Consider the following 16193-nt stretch of genomic DNA (forward strand, 5'->3'; position numbering starts at 1 on the left):
AAATTTTAATTAGCCAAATACCTGCCAAACAACACCTTGATATCAATTTAAAAAATTTGCTTGACAAATTAGTAATGGTATGATAATATATCTAAGCGACTTGAAAATACAGCACGCGCCAGTAGCTCAGTTGGATAGAGTGTTTGACTACGAATCAAAAGGTCGGGGGTTCGAATCCCTCCTGGCGCACCAGTTAAACCCACGCAGATAACTGTGCGGGGTTTTATTATATCTGAAAGTTGCAATTTACATTATATGCTGCCAAATTGGTACATACCCTTTTATACACTATTATTACCTCTGAAAAACGAAGGCCCTGACGCCAACAATTATAGCGCCAGGGCTTTTGTTATGCTCGTTATGTTATATAGAAAAATTAATTAGGTCACAGGATTCTGCCGTTTTTTATAAGATCTTCTATCTTGGCGATATCGGGCATTGACATGATTGCGCCTTTTTGAGTTGTAACAAGTGAACCTGCGGCATTGGCAAAGCGCAAAAACTCGTCAAGTTCAGATGCTGTAAATTCCGGCAGTTCCTTTTTCGATTTGAGAATACGGTAAAGCATTGCCCCAAAGAAGGCATCACCCGCTCCTGTTGTATCAACAGTCTTTACGTCAAAAGTACGCTGTTTGTGAAAATTTCCTTTAAAGTAATACGCGGAGCCTTCTGCACCCATTGTAACAAATATAATCTTGGTCCCATAGGTCTTTGAAATATATTCTGCACCTTCACAAAGGTCATCAATACCGGAAAGCAGGCGGCATTCTTCATCGGAAACCTTGAGAATATCAGCATACTTTAAGCCTTCCGAAAGGACTCCAACGGCGTCTTTCTCTCTCCACAACGGTTCACGGAAGTTTGGATCGTATGAAATAAGCAGCCCTCTCTTTTTTGCTTCTCCGGCAGTATGGAGTGTTGCACTCCTTGCCGGTTCCTCCGTAAGCGAAACGCCGCCAAAGTGAAAAAGCCTTGCGCCTGAAAGTATGGAAAGGTCAACCTCGTCTATTGTCAGCTCTTTGTCCGCACCATGTTTTCTTATAAAACCAAAATTCCGGTCCCCGTCCGGCGAAAGTTCAACAAACGTGAAAGTAGTGTTGAAATCTTTTGAGAGGATGAGCCCCTTTGTTTCAATGCCGGCTTTTTCGAGTATATTCTTAAGGTCATGCCCGAACAGGTCGTCCCCTACTTTGCCGCAGAAGGACGTAGTTATCCCGAGTTTTGAAAGCATAGCCAAGACATTTGCCGGCGCCCCGCCCGGATTTCTTTCAAAAATAGGATTTCCGGCCGGTGAAAACCCTGCGGGAGTAAAATCAATAAGCACCTCGCCAAGCGCTACAACTTCACTCATAATTGCAATACCCCTTAAATACTGATTCAATATCGCCACCAGTTACCGACATCTGTATTATCCCAGATCTTAGGGTTATCATGAATATCCACTTGCCGCCAGTCCGAAGATTTACTATAAAATCACTCAAGAAGCCACTTTATTGACTTTTCAAGATATGCGTTCCAAAAATCCCAGTTATGGACCCCTGGGCTTTCTATATAAGTTTCCGGCACATTTTCTTCTTTAAGAAACTTGGCGAAAGCCCTGTTCGGTTCAATTAGAAAGTCTTCTGTCCCGATGGCGCGGAAAATCGGAGGAATTCTCTTGCCTTCTTTTTTTAACTTACGGATAAGGAATTCCGGATTATTGGGGCTGTTTTCTAATTTATCGAGATCACCAAAAACGGAGGCGTAATAATAGTAGTCTGCAACAAAATCCTTGTCGCCCTCCTTCATATTCTCGATATTGTGTATTATAAGGGCCGGCGAAAGAGCGACGATTTTTTCAAAAGTATCCGGAAAAACAAGCCCTGTGTGAATTGCCCCGAAGCCGCCCATTGAAAGGCCGCCAATATATGTATCCTCCCGCTTGCCGGCAATACCGAATGTTTTGCGGACATATTCCACAAGCTCTTTGCCGACATACTGGCAATAAGCATTGCCCGTTCCTTTGCCGTCAAGATAAAAACTATTCCTGCAGCTAGGCATTACAACGGCGAGATTATACTTTCCCGCAAGTTCTTCAATGCGGCTGCCTGTTAGCCAATCTTTGCTGCTTCCGGAATAGCCGTGAAGCAAAAAAAGGGTTTTTGCAGAACGTTTATAATGCGGATTGCCTTGCACCATTTCCGGAACAGTGTCATTTGGAAGAATAACTTTAAAATCCATTACCCCCGCCAAAGACTTTGAAAAAAAGTCTACCTGAAAAAGAGCCATGACCCGATCCCTCCGTTCCCAATTTTGCAAGAGATTATGTTAATGGTTCACCCGCATCTATAAAGACGACTTCAATACCGGCGACAATATCTTTGATCAGTCGTGTAAATGGTTTAAGTCCAGTTCTCTTTATCACTCCATCAATAACTTTTTATTGAAACTTAAACCATTCTACCGGTATAGCGTCAGCCATTTTAATACCACCAGGGGTATTCGGATGGAGTCCGTCACCTAGATGTAACCCATCCTTAATATACTGTGGATTCTCCTCGTCCCTCACAGCGGAATCAAAATCAATCACTCCGTCTGCTACCTTCTGAGTTCTAATAAAATGGTTAGCTTCAAGTCTTAATTTCTCTGCTTTTTCAAACCAATCGTTTTCCTCGTGTCTGAACGGCATTATTGTTCCGAGAAAAATTTTGCTTGAATGTCTGTGCGCTGTTTCAATAATTTTAAGGCAGCCTTCTTTATACTGATCTACTGTTACAACTTCTTCAATGTGATTAAAAGCATAGGGGTGCATGAAATCGTTGACACCAATGAGCATTATCACATATTCCGGCGTCTCATATTTATATACGTCTTTTTCAAAACGCTTTACTCCTGCATCACCAAAAATTGAACCTCCGCCTATTATCTCCGGCACAACGGTGTGATCATGAAGAAGCCGGTTGCCGCTGATACCGCGGTTGAGAACTGTTATCTTTCCTGGTAAAAGCTTATATAATTTATCTGTCAGCGCATCACTGTAATAAGACATATGGGTAATGGAATCGCCAAACAAGGATAGCGTTTTTACGTTCTCATCAGTATAAACTTCGAGGCTGGTAAAGCCTATAACCTCGTCCGATTTGTTCGGATCAGACTTAAGAGCGGGAAAAACGTCATAGCTATCATATTCTTTAAAACTTTGTTCACGGGTAAAATCGCCGCCGATGCCGTACCTTGTCGTAAAGCATTTTGCCGACCATGAAGAGCAACCAGCATATATATCGTTCTTTTCTTTTATATAAACAGAAACAACAATGTCTTCATTAAAGTTAATAGAGAAATCAACAGGATCACTATAAAATTCTTTACGAGGTTCAATTGTTATTTTTGTATTACCTTTATAAGTTACCGGCGTAAAGTTTGTTATTTCCTCACCGCCGCGCTCTTTCTTTGAAATGACAACACTTTCGAGTATGAGCGGCTTATCTGAAAAAAGGTTCGAAAATCTTATCCTTATTTTCTCCCCTGAAAGATTGTTTCTGAAAACCGTACGCTGTGTAAGATTTTCAATTGTGCCAATACTTGAATTGTAGTCTATCAGAAGATAGCTCCATGTTGTCTTCCATTCCATAATTGTACCTCCCATATTATTTACTCGATAACGAGCTGATATAGTTTGCTTGTTCTTTGCCCATTAATACTGTATTTTATTTATAATAATACTTATTCGGCTATCGCTGCCAGCGAATTAAATTTATTTATCTCATGAAAAATATCAATTCATCTTATAAACTGTTATTTCTATCTGGCCTTCCTTTTCACCAATAGTAAGTGAGCCGACATAGACTCCTGAATTAAGCCATGCGTATTTTGAATTATCGTCAACTTGAAATCTCGGCGAAGTTTTAATAAGTGCTTTCGAGCCATTTGGTATTTTACCCTCGTTTTCAACGGCGATATAAACCCCATCATCCGTCTTTAATAGATACTTCGCAAAAACATGAGAGATGCCATTTTCCCGCTGAGTGTTCCAATCTGCTCCGCCTGGTACAACAGTTCCGTTAATTTTCCCTTCAAACGTTCCTCCGACAATCGGAATTACCCTCAGATATCCGCTGCCGTCGGACTTGACCTCCATATCTTTCTCACACTGGACATGGATTTTCATAATAAGTTCTGCTTCTAAAGTCATATGTCCTCCTAAAAAACGGTATACACTTATATCATTTCATAAAGGTTATCTTTGGTGAAATTACTGAGTTGCATAGCATGAAATTTTTAACGTCACTGAAATTTTGAAACATTCCATTAAAATGATTATATTATAAAATACAAATTTATTAAAGTCGTATATCGCTATATGTTAGAACTGTTTTGGTTTTCCGTCGTTACAACCGCTTCAAATCCACATATAAATTATATTTCCGCAGTTTGAGTAATTAAAATTAGAGAATAACCGAAAAACCGCGGTCCAAAAGGACTGCGGTTTTTGAATTGGTGTCAAATACCGTATTTATCACAATTATGCAGTAATATATGATTAGCAATCGTATCTAACTCTTTTTCAGCAGCGGTCCGGTTTTAGAGAAACGCATAATTGTCAGCACAGCAACTGCCGCTGCGAGTACAGCAGGTACCACTGTTTGTACTGCCGATACAGCACCGCTTTGTGACAGTAGTCTGAATCCCCGCAGCAATGCGTTAAGAGTAAATGTATCAAGAAGCGGAAATCCGAGCATACTTAACAGCACCGGCCCGGCAAACAATATGAACGAGGAAATCAGTGTCGCAAGAGAAGAACGTGTATAGAGCGACAAAGCCAACACAATCAATGCACAGCAAACTGCGGCAATCAGCCGGGCGCCGTAAAACATACAAAGCACTCCGAACAGCGTCATCCATTCCGGCATTGCGGAAAACTCAGGTATACTGGCAGCAGGGGCGGAAAGCTGAACAATGCCGTAATATCGGCAGGCACCAATCAAATCCGGCGCATAACACAGTACAATGATCGGTATAAGCATTACAAGACATTGGAGCATTTTAATCCGAGCTGTGACGCCGCGCCCTTTTGGATAAGCCCGGATAAGCTGAACCGCACCGTTTTTGTATTCTATCGCAAAAACGCCAGCAAAGCAGCCGATAATTGCAATCACAAGTATCAAGGCATCCATCAATCCGTCATCGATCCCGTCAAGTCCCATCAGCCGTTTATATCCTCCGTCATATACGAAAGACAGTGGGCGTTTGCTCGTTTTAATATAATTGTACCGCTCCATCACCTGTTTAAAGGCCATTTTCCCTTTGCTCTGAACAGCAAGCGATTGGGACATCCTCGTGAACTCGGCAAGGGTCAGTTCGCCTTCATTAAACTTTTGCGACAAGGCCGCCTGTGCCGCGTCCAGTTTGTCAAAACGAGTCTGCTCTTCTTTGAGAAAATCCACTTTCTGCTGCGTCACTGGCCCGGCGAGTTTTAACATGTAACCGCGGTAATAGACATCGTCCTCTGATAATGACGAGGAATAATGGAACAATGCATAACACTGCACTGCTATAAGTGCGACGAGCAACAATAGCACCCTGTTGGGAATAAGCAGCTTATGCCATTCGTGGTTTGATACATGCACACTGGCACCTGGCCGCGGCAGTTGAAGCCGCAGCGAATGTGCTCGAGGCATAGCTGATATTACGCTGTAAGTATACACACAAAGCACTATCAGCACAATTACCAGCACCGGCACCGCAATAGACAATGCCACCAGCACATTCACAGGGAATCCAAACAAATCAAGATTGAGATATTCCTTGTATAACGGGGAGACAAACAAAAAGCATATCAAATTGATACATTTGAATACGCCGAGTGTCCCATACTGTGAAATAATGGCATACAGCGCATATTCGCCGCCGAAAACTGCCACTGCCAGCGCGTATGCCGTAATAGGGCTCCGCGCGAGTATGCACAACAGCAGCAAAACAAGACCCGCCAGCAGATAAGCGACGTATTTGCTTACAAGATACAATATCAGGTACTGCCCCACTGTCAGCATAAGTCCAGAACCATTGTAGCCCTGCACCGATTGGAGCGTGCGCGACAAATCGCCGAACCCGCCATATACCCCGCCGGCAACAGCGAAATTGACGGCGTAAAACAACAGTAACAGCACAAAAGCACTCGCGGCGACGGCACCTATCTTTGCACCCATCAGGCGCGCACGTCCCCGAGGTGTTGTGCGGGTCAGCGTGCACAGCCCCTTTTCCTTTTCAAATGTGACAAGCCTCAGACAAATGGCAAACAGCAACAGCACAGCGATAATGTCGGTGCCCGCAAAGCCTGTCGCCATATTCACGCCACCAGACAGTGAAAATGTGAGTTTTCGCCCTCGCAAAGAAGACATTTCCGCTGCAGTCTTCTGTATATTGCGGTAATCAAACGTATCTGGTTTTGAAAATATGGATACCTTCCGCATTTGTTTTGCCTTGTCGTCGATTGATTTTAAATAATTGTCATAATCATGAACACGGTTATATTCTTTGAGGACATAGTTATAAAGCCGCAACTCATGAAAAATGTCATTTGTGTATTTTAAGTATCCACCTTTTTTGTACAGTGCCCTATATTGGGCCTCCTGCTCTTTTGTTAATCCCGTCAATGGCGCACCATATTCGATGTTTTGCAGCACCTGCAGTTTCTGCTTGCCCTGCTGGAGCATGCGCTCCTGCTCGGAATCAGAAAGTTTTGAAAGGTCGGAATAAAGCGCACAGACAGCATTTGGGGATGGCTCTGCAGTTATTTCATTGCGCCACAGCAAAAAGCCATTTAAAATGAGCATTGCCGCCAGCGTGAGCAAAAAACTCCGCCGGAGAAAAACCTTAGCACATTCTCCTACAAAAAGCTGCACTACGCCGTCACCTGCACTTTTTCGCCTTCAGGCTTGTCTCCAAAGCAATCGAGGTAGACATCTTCAAGCATTGGGGCAGTCTCACGCGGTGAGTATTCCTTCGGCGGAACATCTGTCAAAACTCTTACCGCAACGCCCTGCCGCACTTTGGCGATGTTCCCGACCTTATAATGTGCCTGCACCTCCGCCAGCTTTTCCTCCGGCACCGTCAGCTCAAACACTCTGCCCTCGAGCCGTTCAAGCAATCTACCAGGCTCCTCTTTTGCTATAAGTGAACCGGATTTCAGCAGCAGGACTTCTTTGGCTATATATTCGATATCCGATACGACATGCGTTGCAATGATGACAATGCGCTCAAGGGCAATGCCCGCTATCAAATTCCGAATACGGATACGCTCCTTCGGGTCAAGCCCTGCAGTCGGCTCATCAAAAACCAGCACCTTTGGGTCTCCCAATATCGCCTGAGCGATAAGTATGCGCTGCTTCATGCCGCCCGAAAAGGCCGACAACCGTTTATTCTCTTCGCCCTCCAGATTAACAAGGCGCAGCGCACGGGCAATCTGCTCCCGGGCATCTGACTTTTTTATTCCTTTGAGTGAAGCCATGTAGTAAAGAAAGCGCTTCGCAGTAAATGTATCATAAAGCCCCTGCTGCTGAGGCATATACCCGAGCAGTGCGCGAAAGCTCGCCCCCATCTTATATATGTCCTGCCCGTCAAATAAAATCTTTCCCTCGTCAGGCACAAGATTTCCCACTATTAAGTTCATCAGCGTGGACTTTCCGGCACCGTTCGGCCCAAGCAGCCCATATACCCCGGGCGTCAGCGTCATGCTGACTGAATCAAGCGCACGCTTTGTCCCATAACTTTTGGAAAGGCCGATAATTTCGAGTGTCATGACTATGTCCTCCTGCCTTATTTATTTACAGTCTTCCAAGCTTCAATCTGGCGGTTCACCTCATCTAGCACCTTATCAATGCCTGCCGCCTTAAGCTCACGCTGCATCTGCGCAAGTGCCTCCTCGGCATTTGCTTCCTCGCCGTCCCACAATTGCTCCGTGTATTTCGCAACAACGGCGTCGGTAGCCTTAACCTCTTTTTTGACACTGCTGTCGTCAAAGAAAAAGCCGAGGATAGGAGACTCCTTAGCAGAGGCGTTATATTCTTTGCAATTAGACATATCTATCCCGAATTCAGGCGACGAGTATAAAAGCAGATTGTTGGCAAAAAACATCTGGTTTATTGGATCATGATAATCATTTTTATTCGGAACAACCTTACCGTCTTTCAGCGTGTAGTTCTGCCCTTCGATACCATATACAAGCAGATTTGCAATATCTTTGTCTGTAGTGCATAATTTCAGCATCTCAAAGGCATTTTCCTTGTTTTCTGACCAAGAAGCAATTCCGTTGATAGCGTGGTTGACTGCTGATTGTTTTGCATAGAGCGGACCGATCTTACGAAAAAGCATATTAACCTTGTATTTGCCTGAGCCCTCTGTTCCACTTTCTGCGAAGTAGCCTTCATATCGCATGAAATAATTATCAGGATTATCGCAGATAAATCCAAGATCCCTATACCGTTTTGTTGTAATAAACCACTTCTTTACATAATCCTGTTCATACATGTTTACTGCTTTTGCGCTCGGATCCATAAGGTTAATACCTATCGCTTTGGTTATGGCATCATAATTCATCAGACAGTTATTCGATAAATCCGTTAATAATACTAAAGCGCTGAATTTTTTATTTGTTTTTTCACCTTCATAAACCTTTTTGAGCATATCCTCATAATCCCACAGGTCTGCGGATGGATTTGAGATATCAAGATGATACTTATTCACAATCTCTTTATTGAATCCCAATGCGGCAGGTACTGCCACATAACCTTGAACGCGAACACCGTATATCTTCCCGTTTACGGTTATCCCTTTCCAGATTTTATCATCAATTGCATTTTTCACTGCCCGTCCGCTCTCCGTCGAAAGCATTTGCGTCAAATCGGTATAAATACCGTTTTTTACAAAATCATAATAGTTGTTTACAGTCTTGTCTGCATTGCCAACGCCAGAATAAATTAAGTCCGCCTGCTGACCTGAATTCTTTAATTCCATAATTGTCGGCAAAAGACTATACGATTCCCAGTTGTCTTCAATTTTCTTGAAACTGACACGGAAATTATATCCCCTTTTTTTCAGCAGACTGTTCAGCTTATTTACTAAATCCGTATCAATGGGAGCATATTTGTTTGTTATCCAAACAAGCTCGTTCTTTTTTGATGATGAATTATGTATTGACGACTTAGAATTTTTTCTGGTATTATTACCGCAGCCGAAAAAAGTAAAGCACATAGCAAAAGCTAACAGAACAACAGCAATTTTTTTCATCTAGTTCGCCTCTTTCACAATCAAATGTAGAGCAGCGCATCGCGCTGCTCTACTAGTCAAAAGCAAAGGATAATATTTTAAATAATCTTTACTTAAAGACGTCGTGCTTAATAGTCATAGGTGTCACTTGACCAGCTACCACCACTTATCGTAACAGTGTGGTGGCCAGAAATGCACAGCATATGGTGGTTCGACGGAATATCTAATATGACAGTTGCACTAGGTGAAGTCTCGGGAGAGGAACTGCCATATAAAGTTCGATTATAGCTCTTCCAACTAGAATCGGCGCAGTAAAATGTTGCATTTACATTAGCAACACCATAACCACCACTGCAATATGTATACGACCAATTACTTTTTACATCAGAAACTCCACCGACAGAATTCCCATTAATCGATCCGGTTTTCTCGCTTATAGCAAACGAAGAAAGTCCAACTATGGACAGCAAACTTAGAGCTACTACAGTACTCACAATCTTTTTTACATTTTCATAGCAAATGCCTCCTTCTGTCTTATCATTATCCTTTGCTTTTGGTTTTCAGATCATTTAATTATTGTGCATTTCAATTTTCCTTTATAGAAATCTTTCTTATTCATATATGCGTAACTCAAATCAGAAGTCGAACCGGTCAGCGCCTCATTTTTCCCAACCGAGAAAAAGACTAAGTCTGATGACGCCCCGATTACAGAATAACAGTCGTTTCCGCTGCGAAGTTTTACTTCTGTGCTTTTCCCTGTTTTCAGGTCGTACGCATATGAAGTTTTTATACTCGTGTATGTAACAGATTTCCCGTTAAAAACGCCGCGCGAATAAAACACCTTGCCGTCGGCACATTCTATAATCCCATTATACAAATCCTTGCCCGATGCAATTATTTGCAGTTCATCATTGTAAAGTAAGTATCGGTAAAGGGTCGTAACATGGGATGATTTGTCTGTTGTCATGTAAAAAATACTCTGATACAATGTTGGCGAAATGCCGAATTTATCAAGCGAATTGAGAATTTCAGTCTCTTTGCCGGTCGAAATATCATAACGGTATATGGATTGATGGCCTATTAGCGACTTAAAATATGACAAGTTAGCTTCATTGTAATCTATATTGGGATCCGCTTTCTTCTTATTATCCTGGTACATGTAGTACACTGCGTTATTGTAATAACCGAGAAGTCTTATCGACGCGTCAATACCACTTCGTACTTTGGTAAGCGTACTGTCTTTGTGTGCCGCCAGATCATACATACCGATACTAACTTTGGGGTTACCAATCGGATTTAAATTTTCGTCATATTGCTGCACGGTTTTTTCATAAAACAGCTTATTATCCGCAATCGCCAACCTAAAGCCTAAATTGCCATTTATCGATATCAACCGCTTTTTGTTAGAACCATCGGAATTTGCCACATAGATTACTGAATTTTCGTACCCCGGCACTAAAAAATACAACTTGTCGTTATACTGTGCAAGCAACGGTATACCGTCAAAATATGCGTCGCATGTTGTTTCATCTTCGTGAGTGCAATTCGGGCGATTACATAAAACCACACTTTCTTTTGAATTATAGTCGAAATAATAGTATCGGTTATCATTTTGATTCTGTTTTTGATAATAGAACCCTGACTTACCCATGCAGGGCTCACCGATATTTGCAAAAACTATTTCGTCACTTTGCTCGCTTTTAACATGTATATGCAGCGCCACCGCTGCCGCCGCGCTGCCGGCAAGCACCACCACCGCAATCACAGAACACCATATTACCCGTCTGCGCGTTTTCTTTGTCATACCGCTCTCCTTGTAATCAATCGCCATTTATTGCCTGCATTATACTACAATCTTTGGCAATATTCAACTTCTATTAGAACACTTTGTGATTATTATTCATTTATTTATATTATTAGTTAACTTGAGCATTTAAATATTTGTATTTGGCATAATTCGATACTGAAAAAGTCCTCAACGAGATGTAACAATAATCTACTTATTTACAGTCTTCCAAGCTTCAATCTGGCGGTTCACCTCATCTAGCACCTTATCAATGCCTGCCGCCTTGAGCTCACGCTGCATCTGCGCAAGTGCCTCCTCGGCATTTGCTTCCTCGCCGGTCCACAATTGCTCCGAGTATTTCGCAACAACGGCGTCGGTAGCCTCAACCTCTTTTTTGACACGGCTGTCGTCAAAGAAAAAGCCAAGTATAGGTGACTCCTTAGCAGAGGCGTTGAGCTCTTTATAATTAGAAAAATCCATACCAAATTTCGGTGATGGATACAGAAGCAGATTGTTGGCAAAAAACATCTGGTTCGATGGAGCATGTAATTTATTTATATTCGGAATAACTTTACCATTTTCCAGCGTGTAGTTCTGCCCTTCGATACCATACACAAGTAGATTTGCAATATCTTTGTCAGTGGTACATAATTTCAGCATCTCAAAGGCATTTTCCTTGTTTTCTGACCAAGAAGCAATTCCGTTGATGGCGTGGTTGACTGTTGATTGTTTAGCATATAGTGGGCCTACTTTCTGAATGGTAACATCTACTAAATTTTTGCCACTTTCTTCAGTTGCACCTGTCCCGTAACCAGAATCATATCGCATGAAATAATTTTCAGCGTTATCACAGATAAATCCGAGATCCCTAAACCGTTTTATTGTAATAATCCACTTCTTTACATAATCCTGTTCATACATGTTTACTGCTTTAGCGCTCGTATCTGTAAGGTCAATACCTATCGCTGGGGTTATGGTGTCATAATTGTTCAGACAGTTATCTGAAATTACTGCTAAAAATGCACTGAAATTTTTGTTTGTTTTTTCACCTTCATAGACCTTTTTGAGCATATCCTCATAATCCCATAGGTCTGCGGATGGATTTGAGATATCAAGATGATACTTATTCACAATCTCTTTATTGAATCCCAATGCGGCAGGTACTGCCACATAACCTTGAACGCGAACACCGTATATCTTCCCGTTTACGGTTATCCCTTTCCAGATTTTATCATCAATTGCATTTTTCACTGCCCGTCCGCTCTCCGTCGAAAGCATTTGCGTCAAATCGGTATAAATACCGTTTTTTACAAAATCATAATAGTTGTTTACAGTCTTGTCTGCATTGCCAACGCCAGAATAAATTAAGTCCGCCTGCTGACCTGAATTCTTTAATTCCATAATTGTCGGCAAAAGACTATACGATTCCCAGTTGTCTTCAATTTTCTTGAAACTGACACGGAAATTATATCCCCTTTTTTTCAGCAGACTGTTCAGCTTATTTACTAAATCCGTATCAATGGGAGCATATTTGTTTGTTATCCAAACAAGCTCGTTCTTTTTTGATGATGAATTATGTATTGACGACTTAGAATTTTTTCTGGTATTATTACCGCAGCCGAAAAAAGTAAAGCACATAGCAAAAGCTAACAGAACAACAGCAATTTTTTTCATCTAGTTCGCCTCTTTCACAATCAAATGTAGAGCAGCGCATCGCGCTGCTCTACTAGTCAAAAGCAAAGGATAATATTTTAAATAATCTTTACTTAAAGACGTCGTGCTTAATAGTCATAGGTGTCACTTGACCAGCTACCACCACTTATCGTAACAGTGTGGTGGCCAGAAATGCACAGCATATGGTGGTTCGACGGAATATCTAATATGACAGTTGCACTAGGTGAAGTCTCGGGAGAGGAACTGCCATATAAAGTTCGATTATAGCTCTTCCAACTAGAATCGGCGCAGTAAAATGTTGCATTTACATTAGCAACACCATAACCACCACTGCAATATGTATACGACCAATTACTTTTTACATCAGAAACTCCACCGACAGAATTCCCATTAATCGATCCGGTTTTCTCGCTTATAGCAAACGAAGAAAGTCCAACTATGGACAGCAAACTTAGAGCTACTACAGTACTCACAATCTTTTTTACATTTTCATAGCAAATGCCTCCTTCTGTCTTATCATTATCCTTTGCTTTTGGTTTTCAGATCATTTAATTATTGTGCATTTCAATTTTCCTTTATAGAAATCTTTCTTATTCATATATGCGTAACTCAAATCAGAAGTCGAACCGGTCAGCGCCTCATTTTTCCCAACCGAGAAAAAGACTAAGTCTGATGACGCCCCGATTACAGAATAACAGTCGTTTCCGCTGCGAAGTTTTACTTCTGTGCTTTTCCCTGTTTTCAGGTCGTACGCATATGAAGTTTTTATACTCGTGTATGTAACAGATTTCCCGTTAAAAACGCCGCGCGAATAAAACACCTTGCCGTCGGCACATTCTATAATCCCATTATACAAATCCTTGCCCGATGCAATTATTTGCAGTTCATCATTGTAAAGTAAGTATCGGTAAAGGGTCGTAACATGGGATGATTTGTCTGTTGTCATGTAAAAAATACTCTGATACAATGTTGGCGAAATGCCGAATTTATCAAGCGAATTGAGAATTTCAGTCTCTTTGCCGGTCGAAATATCATAACGGTATATGGATTGATGGCCTATTAGCGACTTAAAATATGACAAGTTAGCTTCATTGTAATCTATATTGGGATCCGCTTTCTTCTTATTATCCTGGTACATGTAGTACACTGCGTTATTGTAATAACCGAGAAGTCTTATCGACGCGTCAATACCACTTCGTACTTTGGTAAGCGTACTGTCTTTGTGTGCCGCCAGATCATACATACCGATACTAACTTTGGGGTTACCAATCGGATTTAAATTTTCGTCATATTGCTGCACGGTTTTTTCATAAAACAGCTTATTATCCGCAATCGCCAACCTAAAGCCTAAATTGCCATTTATCGATATCAACCGCTTTTTGTTAGAACCATCGGAATTTGCCACATAGATTACTGAATTTTCGTACCCCGGCACTAAAAAATACAACTTGTCGTTATACTGTGCAAGCAACGGTATACCGTCAAAATATGCGTCGCATGTTGTTTCATCTTCGTGAGTGCAATTCGGGCGATTACATAAAACCACACTTTCTTTTGAATTATAGTCGAAATAATAGTATCGGTTATCATTTTGATTCTGTTTTTGATAATAGAACCCTGACTTACCCATGCAGGGCTCACCGATATTTGCAAAAACTATTTCGTCACTTTGCTCGCTTTTAACATGTATATGCAGCGCCGCCGCTGCCGCCGCGCCGCCGGCAAGCACCACCACCGCGATTACAGAACACCATATTACCCGTCTGCGCGTTTTCTTTGTCATACCGCTCTCCTTGTAATCAGTCACCATATATTACCTGCATTATACTACAATCTTTGGCAATATTCAACTATACTAAATCGATTTTGTAAATATTTTTTATTAATTATTTTATATTTCCTATTATTGGTGCTGAGATCGTAGCATAAAAGAATTGACGAATCATATGTAAAAATAGTATTATTTTATAAATGCTTAAGTTAAACAGATTTAATTATTATTGTATATAATATACATAATTTTATAATCAGAACCATAATTAAAATCTGCATGTGCCAATTTGCGGCGTTCAGAATTAACTGAGATTTATAGCAAAGGCATCGTTGAATAACAAAATATCCGTTGATCCTGCAAGCTACAATGAAGCCCTTACCATAATAATGGATTTATAAAGCGCGAAAGGATGAAAGCTATGAGTGACATTATCAAGGTTTCTTCGTTGAAAAAGTCTTATGGCAAGGTCGAAGCCGTAAAAGGCATTGATTTTACCGTCAAGAAAGGTTCCCTGTTTGCTTTTTTAGGCCCAAATGGTGCGGGAAAATCAACAACGATTGATATACTTTGTACGCTCAACAAATTTGATGAGGGACAAATTAGCATTGCCGGATATGATTTAGAGAAAGACGCTGAGCAAATAAGAAAAAAAATCGGCGTTGTTTTTCAGGACAGCGTACTGGACAAGAATCTGACAGTAAGAGAAAATCTACAAATTCGCGCGGGCTTTTATTATAAGAAGAAAAGTGAGATTAAAGAAGCAATTGCAAAAGCTGCCGAATGTGCTGAGATTGGAGATTTTATTGACAGGCAGTATGGCTCACTCTCCGGCGGGCAAAGGCGGCGTGCAGATATTGCCAGAGCCTTGCTTAATACCCCGGAAATTTTGTTTTTAGATGAGCCAACAACAGGTCTTGACCCTCAAACAAGGAGACATATTTGGGCTACTGTTGAAAAACTCCAAAAAGAAAATAAAATGACCATCTTCTTGACGACTCACTATATGGAAGAAGCAGCAAAAGCGGACTATGTTGTGATAATAGATAATGGCCTTATTGTCGCCCAAGGGACACCCTATGAGATGAAAGAAAAGTATAGCTATGACCATATACGGCTTAAAGTTAAGGCTGAACATAAAGACTCTGTAATTAAGTACTTAGAAGAACAGAATATGAAATGGCAGTCATCCGAAGAGTTCTTAGATGTCAGAATTAAAACAACAATTGATGCACTGGATATACTGCCGCCCATCAAAAACTACATAGAGGGCTTTGAGGTATTACACGGCACTATGGACGACGTGTTCTTAAGTGTTTCCCATGTGCACATGCGGCGGCACTATTCAGGCAACTCCTTATGGGCAAGGCAATGGATACGGGCTTTGCAAATTTGCCGGCTTCATCATACGATAAGTTCAAACTGGACCTCGGTGTTACTTATAAGTACGGCGACTGGGTTGCTGAGCCGTGGCTGCATATTGCCGTATTAATCGCAACCGGAATAATATTCTATGCTTTCGCTTTGCTGAATATATCTCGGAAAAGAAATCAATATTGATATTACAAAGAAAAACAGCCCATGAAGTTTTGTGATCCGCCCCTGTCAATGTAGACCAGGGAAATAATTAAAACATGGTTATTGAATAGCTACTGCCAAATGGTGGTAGCTCTTTTTATGCAGCAAACTTTGCCTTGTACTTCAGAATCCGTTTGTTCT

Annotated in this window: 11 protein-coding genes and 1 tRNA gene; 2 read left to right on the plus strand and 10 right to left on the minus strand. The window is 41.4% G+C overall.

Annotated features, from left to right (window positions below):
- Nucleotides 1-115: 115 nt before the first annotated feature.
- Nucleotides 116-192, plus strand: a tRNA-Arg gene (locus tag V6C21_RS03320).
- Nucleotides 193-385: 193 nt separating this feature from the next.
- Here V6C21_RS03320 and V6C21_RS03325 read toward each other — a convergent pair.
- The 10 genes from V6C21_RS03325 to V6C21_RS03370 form a co-directional block, all read right to left on the minus strand.
- A complete protein-coding gene (locus tag V6C21_RS03325) occupies nt 386-1351 on the minus strand; it encodes a carbohydrate kinase family protein (RefSeq protein WP_034840397.1) in 966 nt (321 codons plus the stop codon).
- 122 nt (nt 1352-1473) lie between these two features.
- Complete coding sequence (locus V6C21_RS03330) at nt 1474-2268, minus strand: alpha/beta hydrolase (RefSeq protein ID WP_479268319.1); 795 nt, start codon at nt 2266-2268, stop codon at nt 1474-1476.
- Nucleotides 2269-2419: 151 nt separating this feature from the next.
- Nucleotides 2420-3610 carry a GDSL-type esterase/lipase family protein gene (locus tag V6C21_RS03335; protein ID WP_479268320.1) on the minus strand — a complete coding sequence of 397 codons (1191 nt, stop codon included), beginning with the start codon at nt 3608-3610 and terminating at the stop codon, nt 2420-2422.
- 144 nt (nt 3611-3754) lie between these two features.
- Nucleotides 3755-4171, minus strand: a complete 417-nt coding sequence (locus tag V6C21_RS03340) for a DUF3237 domain-containing protein (RefSeq protein ID WP_034840405.1) — start codon at nt 4169-4171, stop codon at nt 3755-3757.
- Nucleotides 4172-4532: 361 nt separating this feature from the next.
- Nucleotides 4533-6812 carry a hypothetical protein gene (locus V6C21_RS03345; RefSeq protein WP_479268321.1) on the minus strand — a complete coding sequence of 760 codons (2280 nt, stop codon included), beginning with the start codon at nt 6810-6812 and terminating at the stop codon, nt 4533-4535.
- A gap of 68 nt (nt 6813-6880) precedes the next feature.
- Complete coding sequence (locus V6C21_RS03350) at nt 6881-7777, minus strand: ABC transporter ATP-binding protein (RefSeq protein ID WP_479268322.1); 897 nt, start codon at nt 7775-7777, stop codon at nt 6881-6883.
- Between the two features lie 17 nt (nt 7778-7794).
- Complete coding sequence (locus V6C21_RS03355; RefSeq protein WP_479268323.1) at nt 7795-9264, minus strand: DUF3502 domain-containing protein; 1470 nt, start codon at nt 9262-9264, stop codon at nt 7795-7797.
- Between the two features lie 544 nt (nt 9265-9808).
- Nucleotides 9809-11074: a hypothetical protein gene (locus V6C21_RS03360; RefSeq protein ID WP_479268324.1), complete on the minus strand. Its 1266-nt coding sequence runs from the start codon at nt 11072-11074 to the stop codon at nt 9809-9811.
- 165 nt (nt 11075-11239) lie between these two features.
- The gene (locus tag V6C21_RS03365; RefSeq protein ID WP_479268325.1) at nt 11240-12703 is read right to left on the minus strand and encodes a DUF3502 domain-containing protein; all 1464 of its coding nucleotides are present in this window, start codon (nt 12701-12703) and stop codon (nt 11240-11242) included.
- Nucleotides 12704-13247: 544 nt separating this feature from the next.
- Entirely contained in the window at nt 13248-14513 is a 1266-nt protein-coding gene (locus tag V6C21_RS03370) for a hypothetical protein (RefSeq protein ID WP_479268326.1), read from the minus strand.
- 382 nt (nt 14514-14895) lie between these two features.
- On the opposite strand from V6C21_RS03370, the gene V6C21_RS03375 reads away from it, so the two are divergent.
- Nucleotides 14896-15966 (plus strand): ABC transporter ATP-binding protein, encoded by a 1071-nt coding sequence (locus V6C21_RS03375; protein WP_479268327.1) that lies wholly within the window; start codon nt 14896-14898, stop codon nt 15964-15966.
- Nucleotides 15967-16193: the final 227 nt, after the last annotated feature.

It is taken from the genome of [Clostridium] cellulosi, from assembly GCF_036762875.1.
In the GTDB taxonomy this organism is placed as follows: Bacteria; Bacillota; Clostridia; order Oscillospirales; family Ethanoligenentaceae; genus Ruminiclostridium_D; species Ruminiclostridium_D cellulosi.

What these genes read in the sequence shown, in the direction of transcription:
- V6C21_RS03355 (WP_479268323.1), bottom strand. Translation starts at nt 9,264, where the DNA reads ATGAAAAAAATTGCTGTTGTTCTGTTAGCTTTTGCTATGTGCTTTACT.
- V6C21_RS03335 (WP_479268320.1), bottom strand. Translation starts at nt 3,610, where the DNA reads ATGGAATGGAAGACAACATGGAGCTATCTTCTGATAGACTACAATTCA.
- V6C21_RS03340 (WP_034840405.1), bottom strand. Translation starts at nt 4,171, where the DNA reads ATGACTTTAGAAGCAGAACTTATTATGAAAATCCATGTCCAGTGTGAG.
- V6C21_RS03350 (WP_479268322.1), bottom strand. Translation starts at nt 7,777, where the DNA reads ATGACACTCGAAATTATCGGCCTTTCCAAAAGTTATGGGACAAAGCGT.
- V6C21_RS03325 (WP_034840397.1), bottom strand. Translation starts at nt 1,351, where the DNA reads ATGAGTGAAGTTGTAGCGCTTGGCGAGGTGCTTATTGATTTTACTCCC.
- V6C21_RS03330 (WP_479268319.1), bottom strand. Translation starts at nt 2,268, where the DNA reads ATGGCTCTTTTTCAGGTAGACTTTTTTTCAAAGTCTTTGGCGGGGGTA.
- V6C21_RS03365 (WP_479268325.1), bottom strand. Translation starts at nt 12,703, where the DNA reads ATGAAAAAAATTGCTGTTGTTCTGTTAGCTTTTGCTATGTGCTTTACT.
- V6C21_RS03370 (WP_479268326.1), bottom strand. Translation starts at nt 14,513, where the DNA reads ATGGTGACTGATTACAAGGAGAGCGGTATGACAAAGAAAACGCGCAGA.
- V6C21_RS03375 (WP_479268327.1), top strand. Translation starts at nt 14,896, where the DNA reads ATGAGTGACATTATCAAGGTTTCTTCGTTGAAAAAGTCTTATGGCAAG.
- V6C21_RS03345 (WP_479268321.1), bottom strand. Translation starts at nt 6,812, where the DNA reads ATGCTCATTTTAAATGGCTTTTTGCTGTGGCGCAATGAAATAACTGCA.
- V6C21_RS03360 (WP_479268324.1), bottom strand. Translation starts at nt 11,074, where the DNA reads ATGGCGATTGATTACAAGGAGAGCGGTATGACAAAGAAAACGCGCAGA.